Here is a 25,335-nt window from a genome sequence, read left to right on the forward strand (position 1 = left end):
CATCCTACCGCGCCTAACGGCCGTCACTGCCCCGTTTTCGGACGCCTGCTGGCATGGATATGGTACGGTGGCCGACCCTCGCGGCGGCGCGACTGTCTCGGGTAATATGATGTTATCGACCGAATTCCGGGACGAGAGCACGTTTACGTTCTTGCTATCTGGTGTACCCGGTTCATACCTATACCGCGTCGTAGCCACGGTTCTGGTATGTCCGGGCATCGCTTCCTTCCTGACTCCGCGGTCCGACAGCCGCGTCTCCGCTCCCCACTCGTGTTTCCGCTCCTCCTCTTGACGTTCGTCTGCGGAACGCTCGGGTGGCTCGTCTGGGTCCCCTACGGCGTGTTCCTCGGCGTGCTTCCACCCCTGGTCGTCTTCGGCTTCGCGTTCGCCGAACTCTCGTCGACCTCGCCGTCGCCGCCGATGCTCCCGTCGGCGCGTCCCTCGCCGCCGCTCTCGCTCGACGGCCGCGTCGACCTCGCCGCCGCGCTACACGGCGCGGGCGTCTTCGCGACCGACGCGGACGACAACCTCTCGCTGTCGCCGCGGTTCGCCGAGGACTGGCGCGCCCGCATGCTCGACACCGACGGTCGGGACCGCGACCGCGAGGCGCTCGCGGCGCTCCTCGGCGTCGCCCCGGAGCGGGTCGAGATGGGGTGGAACGAGCGGGGACTGTTCGCGCGACTCGACCGCGGCACCGTCGGGCAGTGGACCTCCCGGGCCGCGTTCGTCGCCGACCTCACGGCCGTCGCGACGTTCCGCCGGTACTACCCCGAGTGGTGGCGATTGCCGACGGCGGACCGGAACCGCGTCCTCGGCGCTCTTCGGTTGTGTCTCCGAACGTGCCCGACCTGCGACGGTGCAGTCGCGGTCGAGAGCGAACAAGTGGCACGGCCCGACAGCGAGCGGGCGAAGCGACGCGTCTCGGCGACCTGTCGGGGGTGCGATTCGGTCCTGTTCGACGGCGTCGTCGAGCAGTCGGCGGGCGAGCCGTCCGGGTCCGACGAGGGGGCCGGCGTTCACCCGCAGAACACGCGCTGAGCGCGCCGCTCCGCCCGACTGAGCCGCGACGGCGAGGGCTCGGATTCGCGGCGGACCGCCGCGCTCAGGGCAGCGGGTCGATGCCGTCGCGCCGGCCGTCGAGAACGGAAAAACGCTCTCCGCGGCGTCGTTCGAGCCACCGGAGCAGGCGCTCGGCCCACCGGAGCTTCTGCGCTTTCATCGCCCCCACGCTCGGGTCGTCGAAGTCCCAGCCGACGAAGACGAGCCGTCCCGCGCCGAGTTCGTCGGCGATGAAGGCCGCTCGGTCGCCGTCGGTGAAGCCGCCCCAGTTGACGACGGGGCCGACCGGGGCCGCCTGCGTCGTCCCGAGGACGTTGTCAGCGTCGAACCGCGGCACCCACTCGCGGACCGCGGGGAGGTTGTCGCCGTGGGCGTGGGCCGCGACGGGCACGCCGGATTCCGTTAGCTCGACCGCCGTCTCGGGGTTCTTGTCGAGGTCGGTCACCATCAGGTCGAGGTCGAACCCGGCGGCTCGGACCGCGTCGGCGGCGGTGGAGGCGGCGACGACCACGTCCACGTCGGGGGCGTCGAGCCTGTCGAGTTCGTCGTCGAGCGTCGGTGCCGCCCCGCAGACGGCGACGGTCGCGTCCGCCCAGTCCAGTCGGTCGCGGTCGAAGGGGCTCACGAGGTCGGCGAGCGCGTCTCTGGCGCGCTCGTCGCCGGTTCGGTCGAAGCCGAAATCGTCGAGAATCCGTCCGTAGACGGGTTCCCACGTGGTGAAATCCATGGTGTAGCTGTCGCTCAGAATGTAACTGTATGGGCCGGAATGGCACTCGTGTACCCCTACCCGCGTGCCCTTCCGGCGTCCACAGGACCGTTTTAGGGTCGGATGGTATAAGTTTTCTCTTAGTAGAACGGTCAACGTCTGCCGAACGTCAGACGAATAGACGGATCTGGCACGAGATAGCGTACCAGTCAGTTCGTCGCCCGCTCGACGGTCTCTAACGCGGCTTCGAGGGCATCTGAGGCGTCCGTGACGAGCGTCGGAAGCCGGGCGAGCGCGGCGGGACTTCCGACCAGAAGCGCACCGGTGTCGCCGGCGGCCAAGACGGCTCCCGCGTCGCCGGCGGCGGCGGCGAGAGATTCCCGGTCGTCGGCCCCGAGCCCTTCCAGTTCGAAGACGCGCGTGACGCTCTCGGCGGCGACCTCGCGGTTCGCGCCGACGCGGTCGAGGTGCCTCGCGGCCTCGCCGGGCGTCGTCACGTCGAGTTCTTCGACCGACACGTCGCCGGGTTCGCGGACGCGGCGGCGCTTGAACTCGTGGCCGATGAGGGCGGCGTCGCGGGTCTCTTTCACGTCGTGGGTCCGGACGACGTGCGCGCCGCGTTCGACCGCCATCGACGTGGCGGCGAGGCTGACGGGCAGCGCCTCCTCGGTCGAGCGACCGGCCACGTCGCGGAGGAAGTTCTTGCGGTTGATGGAGACCAGGATGGGGTGTCCGTAGCCGCGGAACTCCCGCAGGCGGTCGAACGTCTCGCGGTCGTGTTCGAGCGTCTTCGCCTCCGACCAGCCGCCGAAGGCGGGGTCCACGATGGTCTTGTCGGTGAAGCCGTTCAGTTCGAGGGCGTCGTAGATGTCGTCGACTTCCTCGATTGCACCGGGGCGGGTGAGGTCCGGCGGGCTGGCCATCTTGGCGACGGCGGCGTCGAACTCCTCGCAGACGCGGGGCATCTCCGGGTCGGCGAAGCCGCAGATGTCGTTGACCATGTCGAAGCCGCCGTCGAGCGCCGCCTCGGCGACCTCGTGGTAGCGCGTCTCGATGGAGAAGACGGCGTCGCCGGAGACGCTGTCGAGGACCGAAAGCGCCGTGTCGAGCCTGTCGAGTTCGTCTTCGGCCGACAGCACGTCGAGGCGCTTGTTCGCCGATTCGAGGCCGACGTCGACGATGTCGGCCCCCTCGTCGATGAGTTCGCGGTCGACGTACTCGGCGGCCTCGCTCGGGTCGTTGAACACGCTCGGCTTGTACGGGGACTCCTTGGAGACGTTCAGCACACCCATGATTCGCGGCGGGTGGTCGTCGCCGATTTCGAGTCCTGCCGCATCGACGGTTCGCATACCCGCCGGTTGGACCACACGAACATATGCCGACCGGTCGCGGAAGGTGGGACGAAAGCCGAGTTCGAATCCACGAAACACGGGAATTGAGCCCTATTGAGCCCTCATAGCAACCGCTTAATAGCGCTCTTTGGACGTTACATCCAACCGGGCTCCAACCGGGCGTACCCACCGATTATGACTGGCGACGGACTCCCGACGATACTCGCCGTTGACGACGAACCGTCCCTGACGACGCTGTACGAGGCGTGGCTCGCAGACGACTTCCGCGTCAGGACGGCGTCGAGCGCCGAGGAGGCTCTCGAACTCGTCGCCGGCGAGTCGTTCGACGCCGCGATGCTCGACAGGCACATGCCCGGCGGCACCGGCGACGAGGTGCTGTCCGAACTCCGGGCGCGCGACCACGACTTCCCGGTCGTGATGGTGACGGGCGTCGAACCCGACACCGACATTGTCGAGATGCCGTTCGACGACTACCTCGTCAAACCGGTGGGAAAGCGGGAGGTCCAGCGGACCGTCCGCTCGCTCGTGGTTCGCGGGTCGTACAACGACCACCTCCGGGAGTACTTCGCGCTCGCCCGCAAGCGGGCCGTGTTGGAGGCCTCCTGCGACCGCGAGGCGCTCGAAAACTCGGCGTCGTACCGCGAACTCACCGCCGCCGTCGACGACGCGGAGGCCCGCGCCGACTCGGCCCGTGCGGAACTGCTCGAAGACGGCTTCGAGGGGACGACTCCCGACCTCGGATGACAGACGGGAGGTTCGCTCGACCGTGACGAGACGCCTCCTGCCGCGGTTCGTCAGGAAGCGGTACGCGGTGAAGTTCGTACTCGCGCTCGGACTCGTCACGCTCGCCATCGCGGCCGTCGGCGGCTACTCGTACCTCCACGCCAACGAGGTCATCGGCGAGGAGACGCGCGACGGCCTCGTGACGAACGCCGAGATTCAGGCGCAAAACCTCGACGAGTGGCTCACCCGGATGGAGGTGCAGATGCGGTCGATATCGGAGTCCGCGGCGTTCCAGTCCGGCGACGACCGCGACATCAACCTCTATCTGTGGTCGGTGGTCGAACGCGACCGCGACATCGACGCCGCGTACTACATCGACACGAGAAACGAGACGGTCCTCACGAGCACGGGGAGCGCCAGCGTCGCCTCGGCCGAGTCGGTGACGACGTATTACGGCCGACAGGAGTTCACCGCGCTCGCCCAGCAGTCCCACGGCGACGTGGTCATCTCCGACCCGTTTCGCCCCTCGGAGGGGGCCGCACCGGTCCTCCTCTTCGCGACGACGATACCCGAGCGGCCGAACCGGGCCGTCATCGCCGTGGCGAACCTCCGCGATATCTCTGAGACACACCTCCACGACATCAACGCCGGTCGGTTCGTCGTCGTCGACGCGGCGGGCACCGTCGTCCTCGCGGAGGACGAGTCGCGGCTGTTGGAGACCGACGCGCTCGAAACGACCCGGTACGACTCGGCGTCCGGGTTCGTCCCCGGCCAGTCGCTCGGCGACTCGAAGACCGAGGTCGGGTTCGCCCGAATGGAGGCCCACGACTGGGTCGTCACCTCGCGCGTCCCCACGGGGGAGGCGTACGCCCTCCGGACGGACATCCTCACCCAGATACTCGCGACCCTGTTCGTCGTCGGCGCTGGAGCGGCCCTGCTGGCGGCCACCATCGGACGGGACACCGTCGACGCGGTTCGGACCCTCGGGTCGAGCGCGCGGGAACTCACCGACGGCAACCTCGACGTGGCGATCGACCGCGACCGCGAAGACGAGTTCGGCGACCTCTACGAGGCGTTCGACGTGATGCGAGTTTCCCTGCGCGACCAGATTCTTGACGCCGAGCGCGCCCGCGAGGAGGCTGAGTCGGCGAGACGGGAGGCGTGGGACGAAAAGGAGGCCTCGGAGCGCCGCCGCCGCCACCTCGAACGGACCGCGGAGGCCTACGGCGAGGTGATGCGGGCCTGTGCCGACGGCGACCTCGCGGAGCGAATCGACCCCGACGAGGAGAGCGAGGCGATGGCCGAGGTCGCTCGGTCGTTCAACGAGATGATGGCCGACGTCCAAGAGCGGAACGAACAGCTTCGAACCGTCTCGAACGTGCTCTCGCACGACCTCAGAAACCCCCTCAACGTCGCGGTCGGCCGGGCGGAACTCCTCGCCGACGAGACCGAAAGCGACCACGTCGAACCGCTCGTCGAATCGCTCGACCGCATCGACGCCATCATCGACGACGCGCTCGTGTTGGCGCTCCAGCGGCGGGTCGAAGACACGCTCCCGGTCGCGTTGTCCGACGTGGCGCGTCGGTCGTGGACGCACGTGGACACCGGGGACGCGACGCTCGTCGTCGACGAGAACCCCCGGTTCGCCGCCGACCCCGACCTCGCGGCCCACGTCTTCGAGAACCTCTTTCGGAACTCGGTGGAACACGGTTCCACGGGCAGTCGGATTCCATCCGACGACGCTGTAGAACATGGTTCTACAGGCAACCGGACTGTGTCCGGTGACGCTGTGGAACACGATTCCACGGGCAGTCGGATTCCATCCGACGACGCCGTCGAGCACGGCGACGACGGAGTGACCGTCACCGTCGGCGCGCTCGGGGACGCCCGCGGGTTCTACGTCGAAGACGACGGCCCCGGCATCCCGGAGTCCGACCGAGCGAGCGTGCTCGAACCGGGCTACACGACGAACCGCGCCGGCGGCGGGACCGGCTTCGGCCTCCCGATCGTCCTGCAGGTCGCCGACGCCCACGGCTGGGACCTCACGCTCTGCGAGTCGGCGTCCGGCGGGGCGCGATTCGAACTCAGCGACGTCGAGCGCGTCGGCCGCGACACCGACGACGCGGCCTCCCTCGTGTGACTATATATCGCACTTAGCAACCACCATGACCGGACGCGAGAAACGACTGACCGTAATGCCACCTTGTCGGGACGACGAACCGAGTCGGCGTGCGCTTCTCGGCGCGCTCGGGGCGACGGGAGCGGTCGGGCTGGCCGGCTGTCTCGGGAGCGTCGGGTCAACTCCGACCCGGACCGCGGCCACGACGACCGACGACGACGCGCTCTCGGGGCGTATCGCCATCGCCGGCAGTAGCACGGTCTACCCGCTGACGCTCTCGCTCGGAAAGTCGTTTTCGGACGCGCACCCGGACGTGACGGTGTCCGTCACCTCGACGGGCACCGGCGGGGGGTTCGCCGACTTCTTCTGTGCGGGCCGAACCGTCGTGAACGACGCGAGCAGGGCCATCGAGACGGACGAGCGCGACGCCTGCGCAGCCGCCGGTGTCGAGCCGGTGGAGTTCCGCATCGGCACCGACGCCATCTCCGTCGTCGTCAATCCCGACGCCGACTGGGTCGATTGCCTCACGCTCTCCGAACTCGCCGAGATATGGCGCGTCGACGGGGCCTCGTCGTGGAGCGACGTGCGACCCGAGTGGCCCGACGAGCCGATTCGCCTCGCCGGCCCGACCACGGCCTCGGGCACGTTCGACTACTTCTCGGCGGCTGTTCTCCCGAGCGCGGTCCAGCGCACGGACCACCTCACGACGGAACAGGACACGGCCATCGCCAAGACCGTCCGCGAATCGCCGTACGCGATGGGCTACTTCGGCCTCGCGTACTACCTTCAGAATCGCGACGCCGTCCGGGCGGTCCCGATTTCCGAGCCCGACGGGTGCGCTCTCCCGTCGCCAGCGAACGCCAAGAACGGGAGCTACGACACGCTCTCGCGGCCCCTCTATATCTACGTCGCTCGCGAGGCGCTGTCGCGCCCGGAGGTCGCCGCGTTCGTCCGGTACTACCTCGAACGGTCCACGTCGGAGCCTGCGGTCGTCGGCTACGTGCCCGTCACGGCGGAGACGGCGTCGGCCAATCTCGACCGGCTGGACGCGCTCCTCGCGGACGGCTGACCGGCATCACGCCATTTTTATCCGCCGCTCGGCTACCTCGGCCCATGGCGAAGGTCAGCGTCGGACTCCGCGGATGGCGGTTCGAAGAGTCCGAGATATTCACCGACGAGGGCGAGTTCAAACCGCTCGACGAGATTCCCGAGGACCCGCGGGAGCGACTCATGCGCCTCGTCTCGCTCGTCGAGGAACCGTGCGACGCCTGCTATCTGGTCCACGGCGACGAGGACATACAGCAGTGCCGACAGGCGTCCATCGTCTACGGCGAGCCCCGCGAGGAGGTGCTCCTCTGTGACCACCACGAGCCGGACTTCCTCTACTGGTTCCGCGAGGAGGACGGCCGCGACTTCGTCGGCGACGCGGTGTTCGCCGACGCCTTCCACGAGTGGTTCGCGGACGGCGGTCGCGCTCCCGACGGCTACGGCGGACTGGACTACGTCGACACCGACCCCGACGAACTCCCGTCGCCGCCGGACGCCAACGAGATTCAGCGCCGGCTGGAGGAGAACTTCGTCGAGGGCGAGCGTATCAACCTCCGCGACTACGGCCCCGACGCGGACGACGAGGACGCGACGCCCCTGACCGAAGACGACCTCGACGCCGTCGACCTCGACACGGACTACCCGACGAAATGAGCGACGACCCAGACGCCGGTTCCACCGGGGGCCGCGAGTTCGTCGTCGTCGTCGTCGAACCCGAGACGCCCGGCAACGTCGGCACCATCGCGCGGGCGATGAAGAACTTCGGCATCTACGACCTCCGCCTCGTCGACCCGCCGGAGCTGGACCCCGACGGCGAGGCGTACGGCTTCGCCGGCCACGCCCGCGAGGACGTGCTCCCGAACGCCACCGAGACGACCTTGGAGGAGGTCGTCGAGGAGTTCCACACCATCGGGACGACCGCGGTCTCCCACGAGGACTCCACCCGGCACATCCGCTACCCGTTCAAGACGCCGGTCGAAATCGCCGACTCGCTGGAGTCGGTGGAGACGAAGACCGCGCTCGTCTTCGGCCGCGAGGGGACCGGCCTCGACAACGAGGAGTTGGCGATGCTCGACGAGGTCTGTTGCATCCCCGCCGACGACCGCTACCCCGTGCTCAACCTCGGACAGGCGGCGACGATTCTCATGTACGAGCTTCGCCGCTTCACTGTCGAGGAGACGCAACTCCCCGACGTGGAGCGCGAGCGCGCCTCCGAGGCCGAAATCGAGGTCGTCTACCGCTTCTTCGACGAGTTGCTCGACGCCGTGGACTACCGCGAGCACAAGCGAACCAAAACCTCGCGGATGATGCGCCGACTGCTCGGCCGCGCCCACCCGACCGAGCGCGAGGCCGCGACGCTGACGGGCGTGTTCCGCCGCGCCGCCGAGGCCGTCCGCGACCCGGACCGCTTCCGCGACGACGAGAACTGACGCGACCCGTCTCTACTCCTCGCCGCCGGCGCGCCGCGCTACTCGTCACCGCCGCTCCGGCGGGCGAACATCACGTAGCTCACGAACGAACAGACGTCCTCGACTTCTCCGGACTCGCGCTCGGCGCGGGTCGTCGTCCGAATCTCCACGAGCCCGCGGTCGTCGGTCTCGGCGGTCGTCTCCAGCACTTCGGTTTCCACGACGAGCGTGTCGCCCGGGTACACCGGTTTCCACCAGCGGAGTTCGTCGACGCCCTTCGCGCCGAGGGACGCCGAGTCGGCGAGGAAGCCGTCCACGAGCAGGCGCATCGTCATCGCCGTGGTGTGCCAGCCGCTGGCGATGACGCCGCCGTACATCGACTCGGCCTCGGCGCGTTCGGGCTCGGTGTGGAACCACTGCGGGTCGTACCGCCCGGCGAACTCCAGAATCTCCGATTCGGTCACGTCGTACTCGCCGAACTCGTGGGTGTCGCCGACGGCGAAATCCTCGAAGAACTGCATGACCCCTCTTCGGCCGCCCCCGTGGAGAAAGTAGCGGTGCCGGTGGTCCGGGCGGCGGGGTCGCTCGACCGCGTTCGACGACTCCGTTCCTCCGGCGCGCCAGACAGCTTTTGCGACCCGACGCCGTATCCTCACGCGAGATGGCATCGCCCCCGCGCCGCTCTCGCCTCCCGATGGTCGTCGTCGGCGTCGTCGTCCTCGCGTTCTACCTCTCGCTCAGCGCGCTCAGCGCGTTCGCGGTGGTGACGCTCTGGCGGCTTCGCCCGGACCCCCTGACCGCCGCCGTCGTCGGCGTCGTCGTCGCCGTCGTCCTCGGCTACCTGAGCTTCCGCTTCGGCACGGTGCGACTGCTCAGCCAACTCGACGCGCGGGACATGTCGCCCGGGGAGTCGCCGTCGGTCCACCGCCTGCGCGACCGCCTCGCCGAGCGGATGGACCTCGACCCGCCGACGCTGAAGCTCGCGCGTTTCTCCGCGCCGAACGCGATGGCGCTCGACCCGATGGGTCGCGACGTGGTCGTCCTCGACGCCGCGCTGTTTCGCCTCCTCGACGCCGACGAGTTCGAGGCGCTGCTCGCGCACGAACTCGCGCACCTCGAACGGAAAGACGGGCTGGTCCAGTCGCTCGTGGCGAGCGTCCTCCAGACGGTCGTCGGCGTCGGTTACCTGTTCGTCTCGCCGGTGACGTTCCTGACGACGGGCGTCGCCCTCGGCTCGGCGTGGATGCGCGGCCGGCCGGGGTCGTGGCACGAGACGCTCGCCGGGCGGCTCCGACTCCGACTGGACGAGTTCGTCGGCCTGTTCGGCTTCGGCCTCACCGTGTTCGTCCGGTCGCAGTCGCGAAAGCGGGAGTTCGCGGCCGACGCGCGGGCCGCCGAGGTGACGGGCAAGCCGATGGCGCTCGCGTCGGCCCTGCGGAAGTTAGAGCGGGCCGCTCGGCCGGGGTTCGGCCTGTCGCCGCTGTGGGTGTACGGCGAGGTCGAGGTCGAAGACCCGGTGTCGGACCTGCTTTCGACCCACCCCTCGACCGACGAGCGCGTCGAGCGACTGGCCGCGATGGCCGACGAGTCGATGACGCGAATCGAGGTGCGGTGAGATGCCCGGCTCACCCGACCCGGTGCTCGGTAATTGGCTTCTCACCCACGTCGTCGCCGTCGCCGCCGCGCTCACGACCGTCGGCGTCGTCTACGCGACTCGCGCTCGGAGCGCCCGCGGCTCCCTGATACCCGCGCTCCTCGGCGGCGGCTACGCCGTCGCCACGCTCGCCGTCTGGACCGCGGCGCGACTCGCCACCGACGCGTTCCCCTCGGGCTTCGTCGAGGACTCGCTGGCCGCGGCGGGCTTCGTCGGGTTCTCGTTCCTCTTGCTCGCCGGGTTCGTCGTCGTCGCGGCCCTGCTGTTCGCTCGCCGGGGACTGGTCGCGCCGCTCGTCGGCCTGTTCGGCGTCACGGAACTCGTCTGGTGGGCGTTCCTCCACGTCCGCGGCGAGACGGACGCGCTCGGGATGTTCCTCATCGTCGGGCCGGCGCTGTTGGCGCTTCTCCTCGTCGCGGCCGGCGTCGAGTACGCGGGCCGGTGGGGCTGGCGGCGGTTCGTCCGCGGTGGCGGGCGCTCGACGACGTGAGAACGGAGAAAAACCGGGTGCGGTCTGACGGCTTCAGGCCCGCTTTTGAATCTCCTCGCGGAGCACGTCGCTGACGATTTCGCCGTCGGCCTTGCCGCGGAGCGCGCCCATCGCCTCGCCCATGAGCGCGGAGAACGCGCCCATGCCCTGTTCTTCGACCTGGTCGGCGTTGCGCTCGACGACCTCCGCGATGGCCTCGCGGACCTCGTCCTCGGAGACACCGGAGAGTCCGGCCTCCTCGACGGCCTCCTCGGCCGTGAGGCTCGGGTCCTCGGCGATGGTGGCGAGCACGTCGTTGACGCCCTCTTTGGCGAGGTCGCCGTCCTCGACGAGGTGCATGACCGCGAGCAGGTGGTCGTCTGTGAGCCCCGCGACGGCCACGTCGTCGCGGCGGAGTTCGGTCAGCGTCGATTCGAGCAGGCCCGCCGCGAACGTCGCGTCGATGCCGGCGTCCACCGCCTCCTCGAACAGGGGCATCTTCCGGCCGTAGGCGACCTGTTCCGCGAGGCCGGCGTCGAGGCCGAACTCGTCTTGGTAGCGGTCGACCTTCTCGGTCAGGAGTTCGGGCGTCTCAACGTCGCTCGGGTCGAGGTCGACGGTGAGCACGTCCGTCTCGGGGTACATCCGGGCCGCGCCGGGGAGCGGGCGGAGGTAGCGCGTCGTCCCGTCGTCGTTAGCGCCGCGGGTCTCCTCGGGGACCTCCTCGATGGCGACGGCGGCGCGCTCGGCGACCGCGTCGATGGCGAGGTCGGCCGTCTCGGGGTCGTCGGCGACGATGGCGACCGCGTCCTCGGGACCGGCGTCGACGGCGTCGCGGAGCGCTTCGACCTCGGCCTCGGTGACGCCGTAGGCCGGGAGTTCGTCGGTGTGGAAGATGCCGCCCGCGCCGTGGCGCTTAGCGTGGTCGGAGAGTTCGGTACCGAGGCGGCGGTCGGGCTGGAGTTCGCGGCCGACGAGGCCGTCGAAGCCGTACAGGGGGACGGCCGTGACCTTTCCGCCCGCGTCCAGCGCGCCGCGGATGACGCCCGAATCGCTGTCCTCGAACACGTCGGTCGCGTCGGCCACGTCGCCGACCGAGGCGTCCCGCGACTGGAGTTCGTCGCGAATCTCGACCAGTTCGGCCTGTCGGCCGACCTCGAAGCGGACGATTTCGTCGATTTGGTCGAGCGCCTGCACGCCCTTGATTTCGACGCGCGCGCCGTCGGCGATGGAGACGTTCACGTCCTGCCGGATGGTGCCGAGGCCGCGTTTGACCGTGCCCGTCGAGCGCAGGAGCATGCCGATGGTCTGGGCCGCCTCGCGCGCCTGCTCGGGCGAGGAGATGTCCGGCCCGGTGCCGATTTCGACGAGCGGGATGCCGAGGCGGTCGAGGCTGTAGAGGACGCCGTCGTCGCGCTCTTCGACCCGCTGGGCGGACTCCTCTTCGAGCATGAGGTCGACGACGGAGACGGGGCCCTCGCTGGTTTGAATCTCGCCTTCCTGCGCGATGAGCGACGAGCGCTGGAAGCCCGAGGTGTTCGAGCCGTCGATGACGAGCTTGCGCATCACGTGCGCCTCGTCGACGACGTTCATGTCGAGCAGTTCGGCGATCTGCATGGCGACCGTGCGCGCCTCGTGGTCGAGTTCGTGCGGCGGCTCGTCGTCCTCTTCGACCAGACAGGTCGAGTCGTAGGCGAGGTACTCGAACTCGCGTTCGACGCGGCTCTCTTCGAGCGCGGCGTCGTCGAGTTCGCCCAGTTCGCTCTTGGTCGGGTGGAGGAAGCGCGTGAACGTGCGCGCCGCCTCGTCGGGCTCGCGGAGGTCGGTCGGACACCCGCAGAACAGCTTCGTCTCGGTGTCGAGTTGCTGGTGAATCTCCAGTCCAGCCACGAGGCCGAGGTCCTCGTAGTCGTAGTCGTAGTCGGTCATTGCTACTCCCTGCGTTCGGGGGGAGTAAAAAAGGATTCAGTCTGCCGTCAGAGGCGACGAAGCCCCTCGCCGATACCTTCGACCTGTTCACACTCGGGACAGACGTACGTCCACCCGTCGTTCGTCGCTCGTCCCTCCGGGAATACGGCCCCACAACCTCGACACTCCAACATGTCTCGCCCGCGGGCCCGCTGCTCTTGCAGTCCGGCCATACTGGTATAATCGTCAAAATCAGGCTTCAAAATACCGATTTTCGAGATTTCGTGACAGTTCTTCACTCGGGGGTGACTGTCACGGCGGTGCCGGAGTGCGATTGCTACCGCGAGCCGAGTAAATATAACCGTCTCTACGACTGAACCGACTGAAATCGTCGAGCGCGCGACTCGAATCGGGACGTCCACCCGCTCGCCCCGACGTATCAAAAAGTGGACTGCTTTTCCGGCCGGGCTCAGTCGTCGCCGAGGATGCCGCGATGGGTCATCTTCTCGGGGTCGAGCACCTCGTCGGCCTCCGCCTCGGTGAGGTAGCCCTCGTCGACGGCGACCTGCCGGACGCTCTTGCCGTCCGCGAGCGCCTTCTTGGCGACCTTCGAGGCCTTGTCGTAGCCGATTGCGGGGTTGAGCGCCGTCGCCAGCGCCATCGACTGTTCGACCCGCGTCTCGCAGTGTTCCTCGTTGGCTTCGAGCTTGGCGACGAACCGCTCGGCGAACACCTCGGAGGAGTTCGCCAGCAGCTTCGCCGATTCGAGGAAGTTGTGCGCGAGGACGGGCTTGTAGAGGTTGAGGTCGATTTGGCCCTCGGCGGCGCCGGCGGAGACGGCGGCGTCGTTGCCGACGACCTGCTTGTGGACCTGATTGACGGCCTCCGCGACGACCGGGTTGATTTTGCCGGGCATGATGGAGGAGCCGGGCTGGTTCTCCGGTTGTTCGAGTTCGCCGAGCCCGTTGCGCGGGCCGGACGCGAGCAGGCGGAGGTCGTTGGCGATTTTGTTGAGGGAGCCGGCGACCGTGCGGAGCGCGCCGTGGGCCTCGCTCATCGCGTCGTGGGCCGCCTGCGCCTCGAAGTGGTTGTCGGCCTCCCGGAACTCGACGCCGGTCTCCTCAGACATGTACTCCGCGGCCTTCGCCGGGAACTCGGGGTGCGTGTTCAGTCCCGTGCCGACCGCGGTGCCGCCGAGCGCGAGTTCGCCGAGGTGTTCGCGGACGTTCTCGACGCGGCGGACGCCCTTTTCGACCTGCGTGCGGTAGCCGCCGAACTCCTGTCCGAGGCGGACGGGCGTGGCGTCCTGCAGGTGAGTGCGACCGGTTTTGACGACGCCGTCGAACTCGTCTTCCTTGTCGCCGAGCGCCTCGGCGAGCGTCTCCAGCGCGGGGAGGAGGTCCTTCTCGACGGCTTCGAGGGACGCGACGTGCATGGCCGTCGGAATCACGTCGTTCGAGGACTGACCGAAGTTGACGTGGTCGTTCGGGTGGACGACGCGGTCGCCGATGCCCTCGCCCATAATCTCCGCGGCGCGGTTGGCGATGACCTCGTTGGCGTTCATGTTCGAGGAGGTCCCGGAGCCGGTCTGGAACACGTCGACGGGGAACTGGTCGTCGAGTTCGCCGGCGATGACCTCGTCGGCGGCCTCGACGATGGCGGCCGCGACGTCCTCGTCTATCATGCCGAGGTCGCGGTTGGCCTGCGCGGCGGCCTTCTTCACCACGCCGAGCGCGCGGACGAAGCGCCGCCCGAAGGTGATACCGGAGATGGGGAAGTTCTCGACCGCCCGCTGGGTCTGTGCGCCCCAGTAGGCGTCGACAGGAACTTCCATCTCGCCGAGACTGTCCCGCTCGATTCGATAATCATCGTCGCTCATGGCTCGGGGGTCGTTTTGGCAGGGGGTAAAATCCATTGGTCCGTGCGCCCGCCCCTCGTTCATGAAAATTTACTCATGTTTGAATAGTTATTAATTTGTACCGTATGTAAACGCAGTCTAGCGATTCTGACCAACCAGTTTTCTGATGACAAAAAAATTTACTCGATTTCGAATTGTTGATTTGGAAAGTCTTAAGTAAATCGTGTAAAATTCATTGTCTGGACTTGTCACGGACCAACAATCATGACTGACACACCTGATTCGGACGACGTTTCTCGACGCACGTATCTCAAACTGGCCGGTGGTGCCGGAACCGCGACGTTCCTCGCGGGCTGTACCGGCGGCGGCGGAGAGTCGACGACGGAGTCCACGGAGAGTTCCGGCGACTCCGAGAGCACCGAGGAGACGAGCGGTGACGACTCCGACTCTTCGACGGAGTACAACGCGCTCGAAGTGCAGCACTGGTGGACCGGCGGCGACGGCGGCGCGGCGGTGCAGGCGCTGTTCGAGGGCTTCGAAGAGCAGCACCCCGACATCGAACTCACGGAGAACCCAGTCGCGGGCGGCGCGGGACAGAACCTCCGCGCGGTCATCAAAAAGCGCATCCTGAACAACGACCCGCCGAGCTCGTGGCAGGCGTGGCCCGGCGCGAACCTCCAGCCCTTCACGGACGCCGACAAGCTGGAGGACATCGAGGAGTCCGTCTGGGACCACAACGACATGAAGAACACCTACCTCGACGGCCCCCAGGAGGCGGCGCAACCGGCGGGTAACTACGTTTCGGTCCCGCTGAACATCCACCGCCTCAACAACCTCTTTTACAACGTCGAGGTCGTCGAGGACGCGGGCGTCGACCCCGCGAGCATCGACTCGCCGAGCGCCCTCGTGGACGCGATGGCGACCGTCGACGAGGCGGGCTACGTCGGGATGGCCCAGCAGACGAACTCCGCGTGGTCGACCGGTCAGCTCTGGGCGCAGGTGCTCCTCGGCGAGTACGGCGCGGACGTGTACGCCGACGTGACCGCGGGTAACGTCGAGGCCAACGCGGACGCCGTCCGCGACTCGCTCGACATCGTCAAGCAGTACTCCGAGTACTACCCGAACGACGCCGGCTCCATCTCGTGGCAGGACGCCAACTCGAAGATTATCGAGGGCGACGCGGCGTTCTTCCACCAGGGCGACTGGGCCGCGGGCATGTACCGCGGGCAGGACGGCTTCGAGTACGAGTCCAACTGGGACCACGTCCCGTTCCCGGGTACCGAGGGACTCTACTCGCTCAACATGGACTCGTTCCCGATGCCGACGAACAACCCGTCGCCCGAGGCGACGAAAGCGTTCCTCCGCTACGTCGGCTCGGTCGACGCCCAAGAGCGGTTCAACCCCAAGAAGGGCTCCATCCCGCCGCGCACCGACGTGCCGCAGGACGCCTTCGGACCGTTCCTCCAGAACCAGATGGACGACTTCTCCAACTCCGAGGCCCAGCCGCTTTCGATTCAGCACGGCCTCGCGGTCGCCCCCGACGCGCTCACCGCGTTCGAGGACGCGATGGCCTCGTTCATCTCCAACTACGACGTGGAGGCGGCCTACAGCGCCGTGCAGTCGGCGTTCCAGTAAGGGAACACTCCCCCATTTCCGATTATGTCAACTCACATCCTCAAGCGACTCCTGGACCGTCTGCGAGACGGCGGTTCGCCGGTTCGAACCGACGGCGGGACGGCCGCCGCGGGGAGCGAAACGGCCGGGGGCGACTCCGACCTCGGGTCGGCGCTGTCGTCGCTCCGCGAGAGCGACGCGGTCCGCTCCGCGCCGTTTTGGCTCCCGCCGTTCCTGCTGATGGGCTTTTTCGTCTACGGCGCTATCAGCTGGAACATCGTCATCTCCCTCACCGACTTCGGCGGGCTCACGCTGCCGACGTACGACCCCTCGACGTTCGACCTGGAGATGTACCGGCGGGCCTTCTCGGACGGCCAGTTCTGGATCGCCACCCGGAACACGTTCGTGCTCCTCATCTCGTTTACCGGCCTCTCGCTGGCCGGGGGGCTCGGCCTCGCCATCCTCGTCGACCGCGGCATCCGGTTCGAAAACTGGTTCCGCACCGTCTACCTCCTGCCGTTCAGCCTGTCGTTCGTCGTGACGGCGGTGTTCTGGCGGTGGATGTACAACTTCGACTCGGGGCTCATCAACGCGTTCCTGCGGGGAATCGGCCTCGACTTCGTCGCGTCGAAGTGGCTCACCGGCAGCATCGACACGGGCGCGCTCGGGGCGATACCGCTCGTCCCCGACACGTTCTACTTCAAGCTGTTCGCCGTCATCTTCGCGCTGCTCTGGCAGTTCAGCGGCTACGCGATGGTCGTCTACCTCGCCGGTCTGCGCGCGATTCCGAACGACCAGTACGAGGCCGCGCGGGTCGACGGCGCGTCCATCCTCCGGATGTACCGGCGGGTCATCCTGCCGCAGCTCCGCGCCTCGACGGTGAGCGCCGCGGTCGTCCTCATGGTGTTCGCGCTCAAGGCGTTCGACTTCCTGTACGTCCTGTTCGGGAGCAACCCGGGCCCGACGGCGGACATCCTCTCGACGATGATGTACCGACAGGCCTTCTCGGCCAACGAGTGGGCCTACGGCTCCGCCATCGCCGTGGTGCTCTTCGTCGTCGCGCTGACCGTGGTCGCGCCGTACCTCTACGGCGAGTACCGGCGGGGTGAACTATGAGCGTCCGCGACGACCTCGCGGAGCGCGTCGGCGTCGACCTCGAAGCCGTCGACCCGCTTCGCGTCGCCCTCTACGCGACGCTCGTCGGGCTGGTGGCGTTCTACCTGTCGCCCCTCGAATCGGGGCTGATGACCGCGCTGAAGACCGAAGCCGAGTTCGCCACGTCGCCGCCGTTCGTGCCGCCGACGGTCGAGGGCTTCACGCTCGAACCGTTCGGCGTCGCTATCGACACGCTGTCGTCGGCCATCCTCAACAGCATCATGCTGGCCGTGCCGGCGACGGTGCTGTCGGCGCTGTTCGGCAGCTTCGCGGCGTACGGCCTCACGAACTTCGAGTGGCGCGGCCAACTCGGCGTCGTCGCGCTGTTCATCGCGGGCATCTTCATCCCGTACCAGGCGGTGCTCATCCCGCTGTCGCGGCTCTGGGCCATCGTGGACACGCAGTCGTTGCTCGCGCCGGTTCTCGACATCACGGTGTTCTCGGCGCAGGTGCCCGTCCTCGGGACGGTCGAACTCGCCACCCACCCGCACTACGCGAGCATCATCAACCTCATCATCACCCACACGGCGTACGGGATTCCCATCACGACGCTGCTGTTCCGAGGCTACTACAAGAAGCTCTCGACGGAGATGCTGGAGGCCGCTCGCCTCGACGGCGCGGGCGCGTTCACCGTCTACCGCCGCATCGTGCTCCCGCTTTCGATGCCGATGTTCGCGGTGACGCTCATCTACCAGTTCACGCAGGTCTGGAACGACCTGCTGTTCGCGCTCATCATCATCCCCTCGGGGTCCGGCCCCGCGGCGGTGGCGACTATCGCGCTCAACGAACTGACCGGCGGCATCATCCAGACGTTCAACACGCAGATGGCCGGCGCGTTCGTCGCCGCCCTGCCGACGTTGCTCGTCTACGTCCTGTTCGGGGACAAGTTCGCGAAGGGGGTCGCGGGCGGCACATGAGCCGACTCGCACGCGGCGCGGTCGGCTTCCGCCGCTCCCGTACCTCTCTCGTCGCATCGCAGACGACCACCACGACACGCACACAGACCCATGGCTGACCTCACGCTCGACCACGTATCGAAGTTCTTCGACGACGGCGGCTCCAAAGTCGTCGCCGTCGACGACGCCTCCGTGACCATCGAGGACGGCGAGTTCCTCGTTCTCGTCGGTCCCTCGGGGTGCGGCAAATCGACCACGCTCCGCATGATTGCGGGGCTGGAGACCGTCTCCGAGGGCGAGATTCGCCTCGGCGACGACCGGATGGACAACCGCCCGCCGCGCGACCGGGACATCGCGATGGTGTTCCAGTCGTACGCGCTGTACCCGCACATGACCGTCCGCGGGAACATGCGCTTCGGGCTGGAGGAGTCGACCGACATGGCCGACGCCGACATCGACGAACTGGTCGAGGAGACGTCGTCCATGCTCGGTATCGCCGACCTGCTCGACCGCAAGCCCGGCGAACTCTCCGGCGGCCAGCAACAGCGGGTCGCGCTCGGGCGCGCAATCGTTCGCGACCCCGAGGTGTTCCTGATGGACGAGCCGCTGTCCAACCTGGACGCCAAGCTCCGCTCGCAGATGCGGACGGAGCTCCAGCGCCTGCAGGAGGACCTCGGCGTCACCACCGTCTACGTCACTCACGACCAGACGGAGGCGATGACGATGGGCGACCGAATCGCCATCCTCAACGACGGCGAACTCCAGCAGGTCGCCACGCCGCTGGAGGCGTACCACCGCCCGGCGAACCGCTTCGTCGCGGGCTTCATCGGCGAGCCGTCGATGAACTTCTTCGAGATGGACGTGCAGGGCGACGAACTCGTCGGCGACGCGTTCTCCTACGAACTCTCGGCGAAGTCCGCGAACGCGGTCGAGGGCTCGGAGCGCGTCACCCTCGGTATCCGCCCCGAGGACGTCGAAGTCATCGACGACGCGGCCGCGGACCACGCCTACGAGACGACCGTCGACGTGGTCGAACCGATGGGCAACGAGAACGCGGTCTACCTCGAACTCGGCGGCGAGCGCCGCTTCGTCGCCACCGTCGGCGGGATGCGCCGAGTCGAAGCCGGCGAGTCCGTCGTCGCCCGCATCCCCGAGGACGCGGTTCACCTGTTCGACGCGACCACCGGCGAGACGCTCCAGAACAGGTCGTTAGAGTCGGCCGACCTCGACGCGCCGGAAGCGAACCTCTGAGCGGGCCGTTGGGTTCAGTCGGGTTCAGCCGGATTCAGTCGAGTCGGATTCTTTTCGGTCGGTTCGCCGTTCGCTCAGTACGTCGGTCGCGGCGGTTCGCTCACTCCTCCAGCGCCGCGTACTCCTCGGGCGTGTACGTCTTCAGTTCCATCGCGTGGATGTCCGTCGTCATGTGGTCGCCGAGGGCGTCGTAGACGAGTTGGTGCTGCTTGACCAGCGACTTCCCCTCGAAGGCGGGCGAGACGACGACCGCGGCGTAGTGGTCGTCCTCGTGGTTCTCGTCGACCGTTCGCGGCCGCGAGACCGTCGCGTCGGCGTCCTCGATGTGCGATTCGATGAGTTCCTCGATGGCGGCGAGTTCCATGTGCGTACTGGCGGCCCGCGCCGGCAAAAAGCGTCCGGGAAGTGGCGGGCGCACTCGCGGAGCTTTTTATACGGTGACGACACACCTCGGTTCGTGACTGACGCGACACCCCACGCTGGACTCGCCGAGGAGGCCGCTCGCGTGCTCCGCGACGAACACGAGCGACTGTTGACCGTCGTCGGCCAGTGCGCCACCGCCGTCGCCGCCGAGTGGGACGGCGATTCGGTGGCGGACCGCGAGCGCGTCATGCCGCCGTTCAGGCGCGCGCTCGACGGCTCCGGCGCGCTCTCTCGACTGCCGCGAGCCCTCGCCGACGCGGTGACGGCCACCGGCCGCCCGATGGCCGCGCCGCCCGTCGCGGCCCCGCCGTACGTGGTCGTCACCGGCGAGGGCGTCGTCCTCCGCGCCAACCTCGGCGAGGAACGACTGGTGGTGCTCCTCCGGGCGTTCGAGGTCGTCCGCGACGGCGACGACGGCTCCCACCGCTACCGCCGCATCGACGGCGTCGAAATCGAGGCCGAAATCGTCTGAGTCGGTTCGCCCCGTCTCGACCGCGGTTACATCTGGTAGCGGCGCACGTCGTCCCGCGGCGGGGCCTGCGACTGCCCGGTCATCTCCTCGTAGGTCATCCCCGCGAGGTACTCGTCGTAGGTCACGTCGTAGCCCTGCCGGAGGTGGAAGTCGAGCTGTCCGCGGTCGAGTTCCGACTGGAACAGCGCGTGGACCGCCCGGCGGACGAGTTCGTCGGCGTCGTCGGGGTCGAACAGAGCGACGAGCATGGCGAGTTCGTGTCGCGTCTCGCGGTCGAGCGACACGTCGAGGCTGTCGCCGAGGTCTCCGTAGGCCGCGTCAACGTCGTCTGTGAGTTCGTCGAGCGTCATCGCCCGGCGATGGGGTCGTCACGGGGATACGCGTTTCGACCGCGGTATCTGTCCGCCGTGCGTCCCGCCGCCCGGTCGACGGTTCCCGACAGAAGACACTTACTGGTAATCCGGCAATTTCCGTGCATGTCCTCGGAACTCTCCCGACGGTCCCTCCTCGGCGGGCTCGCGGCCGGTTCGGCCCTTCTCTCGGGCTGTCTCGGCGGGCTCCCCGGCAATAGCTGTCCCTCCAGCTACTCGCTCGAAGCGACGGCACTCTCCGACCCCGAACTGGTCGATACCGTGACTCAGGACTTCCACGAGCACGCTGAGACGGTGTCGCGTCTCGTCGCAACTGCGGCCAGCGAGGGCGAGGCAACGCACAGTACGTACCGCCATCTCCCGCTCGATTCGGGCGACTACGTCGAACACGACGGCGCGTACTACCGCGTCGAACGCGAGCGAATCGAGACGCGAGAACGCACCGCCCGCGAAGTCGGAATCGAATACGACCGAAACGAGTCGCCGACGACCGGGGCGACGGTCTTCGACTTCGACGAACTCCCGAAGGCCGACCGCGAGGCGTTCCTCGCCGCGTATCCGAGCGAGAATTTCGAGAACGGCGACGGTCCGCGAGGATTCTCGGTCGGCGGATACGCGTACGTCTATCCGGACGGTGCCGAGTCCCGACTCGTCGACGCCGGGACCGTCTGGATACGGTACGATGGGCGACCGTTCGAGGTCACCGTCGGAGAGACGCGAACCGTCACAGAAGAGACCAACAGATACACGCTCGAACAAGTCGGCGAAGACAGGGCGGCGTTCGTCGCGTTCGTTCACGAGGAACTCGTCGTTCCGCTCGACGACCTTTCGGACGCCGAACGCGCGGTGTTCGAGCGCGCAATCGACGGCGAGGTAGACGAGTGCGAACCGCTCTCCGACGACTTCGCCGCGCTCAAAGACCGGCTCGACGAGATATCGGAGAATACAGCGACCGGCTACGGTGCCCCGCTCGTCGAGTACGAGGGAACCACGTACGAAGTGGACCTGATAAACGCGGTCGTCTGATAACCGTTCGGCATCGCCACGGCTAAACGCGGGCCGTCCCAAGCCGGGGCGATGAGCGACGCGCCGTCCGAACTCCCCGCCGACCTCGACCGCGAAGCAGTCCAGTCCGCGCTCACCGAGTGGTACGAGGCCGACCACCGGGACTTCCCGTGGCGGCGCACCGACGACCCCTACGAGATTCTCGTCTCCGAGGTGATGAGCCAGCAGACCCAACTCGGCCGCGTGGTCGAGGCGTGGGAGGCGTTCCTCGACGAGTGGCCGACGACGGCCGACCTCGCGGCGGCCGACCGCGCCGACGTGGTGGGCTTCTGGACGAACCACCGACTGGGGTACAACAACCGCGCGAAGTACCTCCACGAGGCCGCCCGGCAGGTCGAAGAAGAGTTCGATGGCGAGTTCCCACGGACGCCCGACGGCCTCTCGGAGCTGATGGGCGTCGGCCCCTACACCGCCAACGCGGTCGCCTCCTTCGCGTTCAACAACGGCGACGCGGTGGTCGATACCAACGTCAAGCGGGTGCTCCACCGCGCCTTCGCGGTCCCCGACGACGACGCGGCGTTCGAGGCCGCCGCCTCGGAACTCATGCCCGACGGCGAGTCCCGCGTCTGGAACAACGCCATCATGGAACTCGGCGGGGTCGCCTGCGGGAAGACGCCGACGTGTGACGAGTCCGGCTGTCCGTGGCGGCGGTTCTGTCACGCCTACGAGACGGGCGACTTCACCGCACCCGACGTGCCGACACAGCCGAGTTTCGAAGGGAGCAGGCGGCAGTTCCGCGGTCGAGTCGTCAGGGTTCTCGGCGAGTACGACGAACTCGGTCTCTCGGAGTTGGGGCCGCGGGTCCGCGTCGATTACGGCGGCGACACGGGCGCGGAGTGGCTCCGCGGCCTCGTCGACGACCTCGAATCCGACGGCCTCGTCGATGTCGCAGAAGATGGCGACGGCGTCCGCGTCTCGCTGGCGAAGTAGTTCGCGCTCCGTCGATGGCGCTCGCCGCGGTTGTCTCGTCGCGGTCGTCTCGCCGCTCGTATTTATCCCACCGCACTAGTCCGGCACCAGTCGCACCCCTCGGTTCCGACTACGTACACTCGATGCCAACACGCGACGCGTCGTCGTTCGACCCTCGCGAAGTCGCCGAATCCGCCGAATCGAAGACCCTCGCGCTGGAGGGTGGGAGGCGACTCGCATACGCCGAGTACGGCGATTCCGACGGAATCCCGGTCGTGTTTCTCCACGGTGCGCCGGGGTCGCATCTGCTCGGGGCACTGTTCGACGCGTCGGCCGAGGAACGCGGAATCAGAGTCCTCGCGCCCGATAGACCCGGCTACGGGTTGTCGTCGCCGCGCCCGACACCCGAGGGACCGGGCGAGCCGAGCCGGCAACCCACGACACCTGCACCTGCGGAGTTCTTCGACGCGCTTCTCGACGACATCGGCGCGCAGTCGGCGGGGTTGGTCGCGTTCTCCGGCGGGAGCCGAGACGCGCTGGCTGTCGCGGCGGCGCGGCCGGACAGGGTTCGGCACGTGAGCGTCGTCGCGGGGGCGGTTCCACCGGAAGCGAGCGAGGAGACGCCCCGAACGCAACGGCTCCTGTCGTGGCTGGCGACGAACGCGCCGGCGGTCCTCAACTATCTCTTCCGCGGGCAGGCGTGGCTCGCCGAGAGGCTCGACCCCTCGCTCGTCGTCGCGCAGTACACGGCCGACGACGCGACCGGAGCGGTTCCAGACGGGGTCGCCGCGCTGGTCCGAGACGACTTCGTGGTGGCGGTCAGTCGCTCGCGCCGGGGCGTCCTCGACGATTTCCGAAGCGCGGCCGCGCCGTGGGACATCTCCTTCGACGACATCGAGGCCGGCGTGTCTCTGTGGCACGGCGACGCCGACACGAACGTCCCGATAGCCGACGCGAGACGCCTCGAATCGGAGGTTCCAGCGGCTCGGCTTCGAGAGGTGTGCGGCGCAGACCACCTCCGGACGCTCCTCCGGAGTGCCCCCGGCGTGCTGGACGAGCAGCGCCGCGCCGCGGGATCGCTCGACTCGGACGCTTCGGACGGCCCGCCGGGGTCGACCGCCGCCGCCGAATCGCACCACTGCGTTTGATATACCGGACCGAAAAACGGTCGGTCGAACGGAATGAAACACGCCCAGTTCTCGGTCGACTACCCGGACCGGCTGGTCCACCCGCTCCAGCGCGGGATGATGCGCGACTCGCCGGTCGACCGGGCGGAGCTGTTGATGTGGAGTCCGACGGCCGACGCGACGACGCTGTTCTGGTTCGACGGCGACCGAGACGCGGCCGACGCGCTCGTTTCGGGCGTCGATTCGCTCGTTCGGGCGCACTTCGTCGAGGGAGCGGAGGGGACCTACGGCTTCCTCCACCAGCGCGACTACGAGTTCGCGGACCCGCTTCTCGGGGTCGTCGCCGACGCTCGAGTGATATTCCTCCCGCCGGTGGTGTTCCACGCCACCGGCTCCGTCCGGTTCGAGGCTGTCGGCGAAGTGTCGGCGCTTAGCGCGTTTTACGACGACATCGCGGCGCTCGGCGACCTCACGGTCGAGCGCGTGAAGCCCTTCGACCGGCGGCGGTCCCCCTCGCAGCTCACCGACCGACAGCGGGCCGCGCTGGAGACCGCGGTGTCGGCCGGCTACTACGAAATCCCTCGCGAGGGGTCGGTCGCGGACGTGGCTGACGCGCTCGACTGCTCGACGAGCACGGCCGGCGAGCTACTCCGAAAGGCCGAGGCGACGGTGCTCCGGGAGTTCGTCGGTTCGAGGTGACGCGCGCCGATTCCTACGGCACCTTCAGGTAGGCGTCGCCCGCCGCCTGTCGCGCCACGAGCTCGCCGACGCCCGAGGGAACGACCTCGACGCCGTCGGCCAGTCGGTCGGCGTCGAACCCGCGGCCGTCGAGCGAGTTCCGACAGGCGCAACAGCGAACGCCGGCCTCGAACAGCGGGTCGAGGCGGTCGCGGACGGGCGAGTCGGCGAGGAAGAGGAGCGCCGCGTCGCCGTTGGCGAGGAGCGTGACCTCGCCCGTCTCGACCGTCTCGTCGTCGAGCAGGTTTCGGACGTTACGGATGGCGTGTCGCCAGTCGCCGAGGTCGGCGCTGGAGACGTGGAAGACGACGTTCACGGTTGGTTTTCGCGGTCCGGGTTCCTGTGTGTTGTGCCCGTCCGACACGCTCGACTGCGGCCGACGAGATTTTCACGGCGCTCTCGGAGATACAGGGTATGACGCAGCCACACGTGGTCGCCATCTGCGGCAGTCTCCGCGACCGCAGCTACACCCGATTGGCGCTCGAACACGCCCTCGCCGGCGCGTCGGCCGCCGGCGGTACGACGGAACTCGTGGACCTCCGCGAGTACGACCTCCCGCCGCTCGACGCCGATTACGACGAGCAGGGCGATTCGGCCGAACTCGTCCGCGTCGTCGACGGCGCGGACGCGGTCATCCTCGGCACGCCGGTCTACCACGGCTCGTACTCCGGCGTCCTCAAGAACGCCCTCGACTACTGCGGCTTCGACGAGTTCGGCGAGAAGACCGTGGGCCTCCTCGCCGTCGCCGGCGGGTCGTTTCCCGTGACCGCCCTCGAACACCTCCGGTCGGTCTGCCGGTCGCTGAACTCGTGGGTGCTCCCCCATCAGGTCGCCATCCCCCGCGTCTCCTCGTCGTTCGACGGCGACGACCTCGCGAGCGAGGACCTGCGCGAGCGGGTCGAGCGACTCGGCCGCGACGCGGTCGTCTACGCCAACATCGAGCCCGAGCCCCCGACGTTCGAAAGCGGCGAGAACGTCGGCGCGGACGACTGAGAAGTCGCCACGCGCCG

The 25,335-nt window shown here is 68.1% G+C and carries 27 protein-coding genes; 18 read left to right on the top strand and 9 right to left on the bottom strand.

Features of this window, described 5'->3' with window-relative positions:
* Positions 1-270: 270 nt before the first annotated feature.
* Entirely contained in the window at positions 271-1,038 is a 768-nt protein-coding gene (locus C5C07_RS09220; protein ID WP_082220696.1) for a hypothetical protein, read from the top strand.
* A 64-nt stretch (positions 1,039-1,102) separates the two neighbouring features.
* Here the strand turns inward: C5C07_RS09220 and C5C07_RS09225 are convergent, their stop codons facing one another.
* Entirely contained in the window at positions 1,103-1,786 is a 684-nt protein-coding gene (locus C5C07_RS09225; protein WP_115804965.1) for a 6-hydroxymethylpterin diphosphokinase MptE-like protein, read from the bottom strand.
* Positions 1,787-1,974: 188 nt separating this feature from the next.
* On the bottom strand, positions 1,975-3,114 hold the full coding sequence (locus C5C07_RS09230; protein ID WP_004974291.1) for a dihydropteroate synthase: 1,140 nt from the start codon (positions 3,112-3,114) through the stop codon (positions 1,975-1,977).
* A gap of 177 nt (positions 3,115-3,291) precedes the next feature.
* Here C5C07_RS09230 and C5C07_RS09235 point away from each other — a divergent pair, with 177 nt between their 5' ends.
* The 5 genes from C5C07_RS09235 to C5C07_RS09255 are packed head-to-tail and all read left to right on the top strand — an operon-like array spanning position 3,292 to position 8,436.
* The gene (locus C5C07_RS09235; RefSeq protein ID WP_115804966.1) at positions 3,292-3,861 is read left to right on the top strand and encodes a response regulator; all 570 of its coding nucleotides are present in this window, start codon (positions 3,292-3,294) and stop codon (positions 3,859-3,861) included.
* Between the two features lie 22 nt (positions 3,862-3,883).
* The gene (locus C5C07_RS09240) at positions 3,884-5,980 is read left to right on the top strand and encodes an ATP-binding protein (RefSeq protein WP_115804967.1); all 2,097 of its coding nucleotides are present in this window, start codon (positions 3,884-3,886) and stop codon (positions 5,978-5,980) included.
* Positions 5,981-6,035: 55 nt separating this feature from the next.
* Positions 6,036-7,028: a PstS family phosphate ABC transporter substrate-binding protein gene (locus tag C5C07_RS09245; protein WP_050459952.1), complete on the top strand. Its 993-nt coding sequence runs from the start codon at positions 6,036-6,038 to the stop codon at positions 7,026-7,028.
* A 44-nt stretch (positions 7,029-7,072) separates the two neighbouring features.
* Complete coding sequence (locus C5C07_RS09250) at positions 7,073-7,660, top strand: hypothetical protein (protein WP_004974299.1); 588 nt, start codon at positions 7,073-7,075, stop codon at positions 7,658-7,660.
* Complete coding sequence (locus C5C07_RS09255) at positions 7,657-8,436, top strand: RNA methyltransferase (RefSeq protein ID WP_115804968.1); 780 nt, start codon at positions 7,657-7,659, stop codon at positions 8,434-8,436. Before C5C07_RS09250 ends, C5C07_RS09255 begins: the two co-directional genes overlap by 4 nt.
* A gap of 38 nt (positions 8,437-8,474) precedes the next feature.
* Here C5C07_RS09255 and C5C07_RS09260 read toward each other — a convergent pair whose 3' ends face one another.
* Positions 8,475-8,936 carry a MaoC family dehydratase gene (locus C5C07_RS09260; RefSeq protein WP_004974302.1) on the bottom strand — a complete coding sequence of 154 codons (462 nt, stop codon included), beginning with the start codon at positions 8,934-8,936 and terminating at the stop codon, positions 8,475-8,477.
* A gap of 173 nt (positions 8,937-9,109) precedes the next feature.
* On the opposite strand from C5C07_RS09260, the gene C5C07_RS09265 reads away from it, so the two are divergent.
* Complete coding sequence (locus C5C07_RS09265) at positions 9,110-10,030, top strand: M48 family metallopeptidase (protein ID WP_050459951.1); 921 nt, start codon at positions 9,110-9,112, stop codon at positions 10,028-10,030.
* A gap of 1 nt (position 10,031) precedes the next feature.
* A complete protein-coding gene (locus C5C07_RS09270; protein ID WP_004974306.1) occupies positions 10,032-10,559 on the top strand; it encodes a hypothetical protein in 528 nt (175 codons plus the stop codon).
* Between the two features lie 33 nt (positions 10,560-10,592).
* Here the strand turns inward: C5C07_RS09270 and gatE are convergent, their stop codons facing one another.
* The 3 genes from gatE to C5C07_RS09280 form a co-directional block, all read right to left on the bottom strand.
* Complete coding sequence (gatE, locus tag C5C07_RS09275; RefSeq protein ID WP_004974308.1) at positions 10,593-12,467, bottom strand: Glu-tRNA(Gln) amidotransferase subunit GatE; 1,875 nt, start codon at positions 12,465-12,467, stop codon at positions 10,593-10,595.
* A gap of 47 nt (positions 12,468-12,514) precedes the next feature.
* Positions 12,515-12,679: an HVO_2901 family zinc finger protein gene (locus tag C5C07_RS22155; protein ID WP_191965854.1), complete on the bottom strand. Its 165-nt coding sequence runs from the start codon at positions 12,677-12,679 to the stop codon at positions 12,515-12,517.
* Positions 12,680-12,915: 236 nt separating this feature from the next.
* On the bottom strand, positions 12,916-14,325 hold the full coding sequence (locus C5C07_RS09280) for a class II fumarate hydratase (RefSeq protein WP_004974311.1): 1,410 nt from the start codon (positions 14,323-14,325) through the stop codon (positions 12,916-12,918).
* 243 nt (positions 14,326-14,568) lie between these two features.
* Between C5C07_RS09280 and C5C07_RS09285 the strand changes: the two genes are divergently transcribed.
* From C5C07_RS09285 to C5C07_RS09300, 4 genes are all read left to right on the top strand, one after another.
* The gene (locus C5C07_RS09285; RefSeq protein ID WP_050459825.1) at positions 14,569-15,939 is read left to right on the top strand and encodes an extracellular solute-binding protein; all 1,371 of its coding nucleotides are present in this window, start codon (positions 14,569-14,571) and stop codon (positions 15,937-15,939) included.
* Positions 15,940-15,963: 24 nt separating this feature from the next.
* The gene (locus C5C07_RS09290) at positions 15,964-17,034 is read left to right on the top strand and encodes a carbohydrate ABC transporter permease (protein WP_004974315.1); all 1,071 of its coding nucleotides are present in this window, start codon (positions 15,964-15,966) and stop codon (positions 17,032-17,034) included.
* Positions 17,031-17,990 carry a carbohydrate ABC transporter permease gene (locus tag C5C07_RS09295; protein WP_004974317.1) on the top strand — a complete coding sequence of 320 codons (960 nt, stop codon included), beginning with the start codon at positions 17,031-17,033 and terminating at the stop codon, positions 17,988-17,990. The genes C5C07_RS09290 and C5C07_RS09295 overlap by 4 nt, the downstream gene beginning before the upstream one ends.
* 90 nt (positions 17,991-18,080) lie before the next feature.
* Positions 18,081-19,220, top strand: a complete 1,140-nt coding sequence (locus C5C07_RS09300) for an ABC transporter ATP-binding protein (protein WP_004974319.1) — start codon at positions 18,081-18,083, stop codon at positions 19,218-19,220.
* A gap of 100 nt (positions 19,221-19,320) precedes the next feature.
* Here C5C07_RS09300 and C5C07_RS09305 read toward each other — a convergent pair whose 3' ends face one another.
* On the bottom strand, positions 19,321-19,584 hold the full coding sequence (locus tag C5C07_RS09305; protein ID WP_004974320.1) for a BolA family protein: 264 nt from the start codon (positions 19,582-19,584) through the stop codon (positions 19,321-19,323).
* Positions 19,585-19,677: 93 nt separating this feature from the next.
* Here C5C07_RS09305 and C5C07_RS09310 point away from each other — a divergent pair, with 93 nt between their 5' ends.
* On the top strand, positions 19,678-20,115 hold the full coding sequence (locus C5C07_RS09310) for a hypothetical protein (protein WP_115804969.1): 438 nt from the start codon (positions 19,678-19,680) through the stop codon (positions 20,113-20,115).
* Positions 20,116-20,141: 26 nt separating this feature from the next.
* On the opposite strand, the gene C5C07_RS09315 is transcribed toward C5C07_RS09310, so the two are convergent.
* Positions 20,142-20,465: a hypothetical protein gene (locus C5C07_RS09315; RefSeq protein WP_004969267.1), complete on the bottom strand. Its 324-nt coding sequence runs from the start codon at positions 20,463-20,465 to the stop codon at positions 20,142-20,144.
* A gap of 126 nt (positions 20,466-20,591) precedes the next feature.
* Between C5C07_RS09315 and C5C07_RS09320 the strand changes: the two genes are divergently transcribed.
* The 4 genes from C5C07_RS09320 to C5C07_RS09335 all read left to right on the top strand — a co-directional run bounded on the left by C5C07_RS09320 (position 20,592) and on the right by C5C07_RS09335 (position 24,286).
* The gene (locus tag C5C07_RS09320) at positions 20,592-21,512 is read left to right on the top strand and encodes a hypothetical protein (protein ID WP_004974326.1); all 921 of its coding nucleotides are present in this window, start codon (positions 20,592-20,594) and stop codon (positions 21,510-21,512) included.
* Positions 21,513-21,563: 51 nt separating this feature from the next.
* Positions 21,564-22,481, top strand: coding sequence for an A/G-specific adenine glycosylase (locus C5C07_RS09325; protein WP_115804970.1), 918 nt, complete (start codon positions 21,564-21,566; stop codon positions 22,479-22,481).
* A 122-nt stretch (positions 22,482-22,603) separates the two neighbouring features.
* Entirely contained in the window at positions 22,604-23,608 is a 1,005-nt protein-coding gene (locus C5C07_RS09330; RefSeq protein WP_115804971.1) for an alpha/beta fold hydrolase, read from the top strand.
* 33 nt (positions 23,609-23,641) lie between these two features.
* Positions 23,642-24,286 (top strand): helix-turn-helix domain-containing protein, encoded by a 645-nt coding sequence (locus C5C07_RS09335; protein WP_004974336.1) that lies wholly within the window; start codon positions 23,642-23,644, stop codon positions 24,284-24,286.
* Between the two features lie 13 nt (positions 24,287-24,299).
* Here the strand turns inward: C5C07_RS09335 and C5C07_RS09340 are convergent, their stop codons facing one another.
* Positions 24,300-24,641, bottom strand: a complete 342-nt coding sequence (locus C5C07_RS09340) for a DsrE family protein (protein ID WP_004974337.1) — start codon at positions 24,639-24,641, stop codon at positions 24,300-24,302.
* A gap of 98 nt (positions 24,642-24,739) precedes the next feature.
* Between C5C07_RS09340 and C5C07_RS09345 the strand changes: the two genes are divergently transcribed.
* Complete coding sequence (locus C5C07_RS09345; protein ID WP_004974340.1) at positions 24,740-25,318, top strand: NADPH-dependent FMN reductase; 579 nt, start codon at positions 24,740-24,742, stop codon at positions 25,316-25,318.
* Positions 25,319-25,335 lie beyond the last annotated feature (17 nt).

The sequence above is a fragment of the Haloferax sp. Atlit-4N genome (genome assembly GCF_003383025.1).
GTDB lineage: Archaea > Halobacteriota > Halobacteria > Halobacteriales > Haloferacaceae > Haloferax > Haloferax gibbonsii.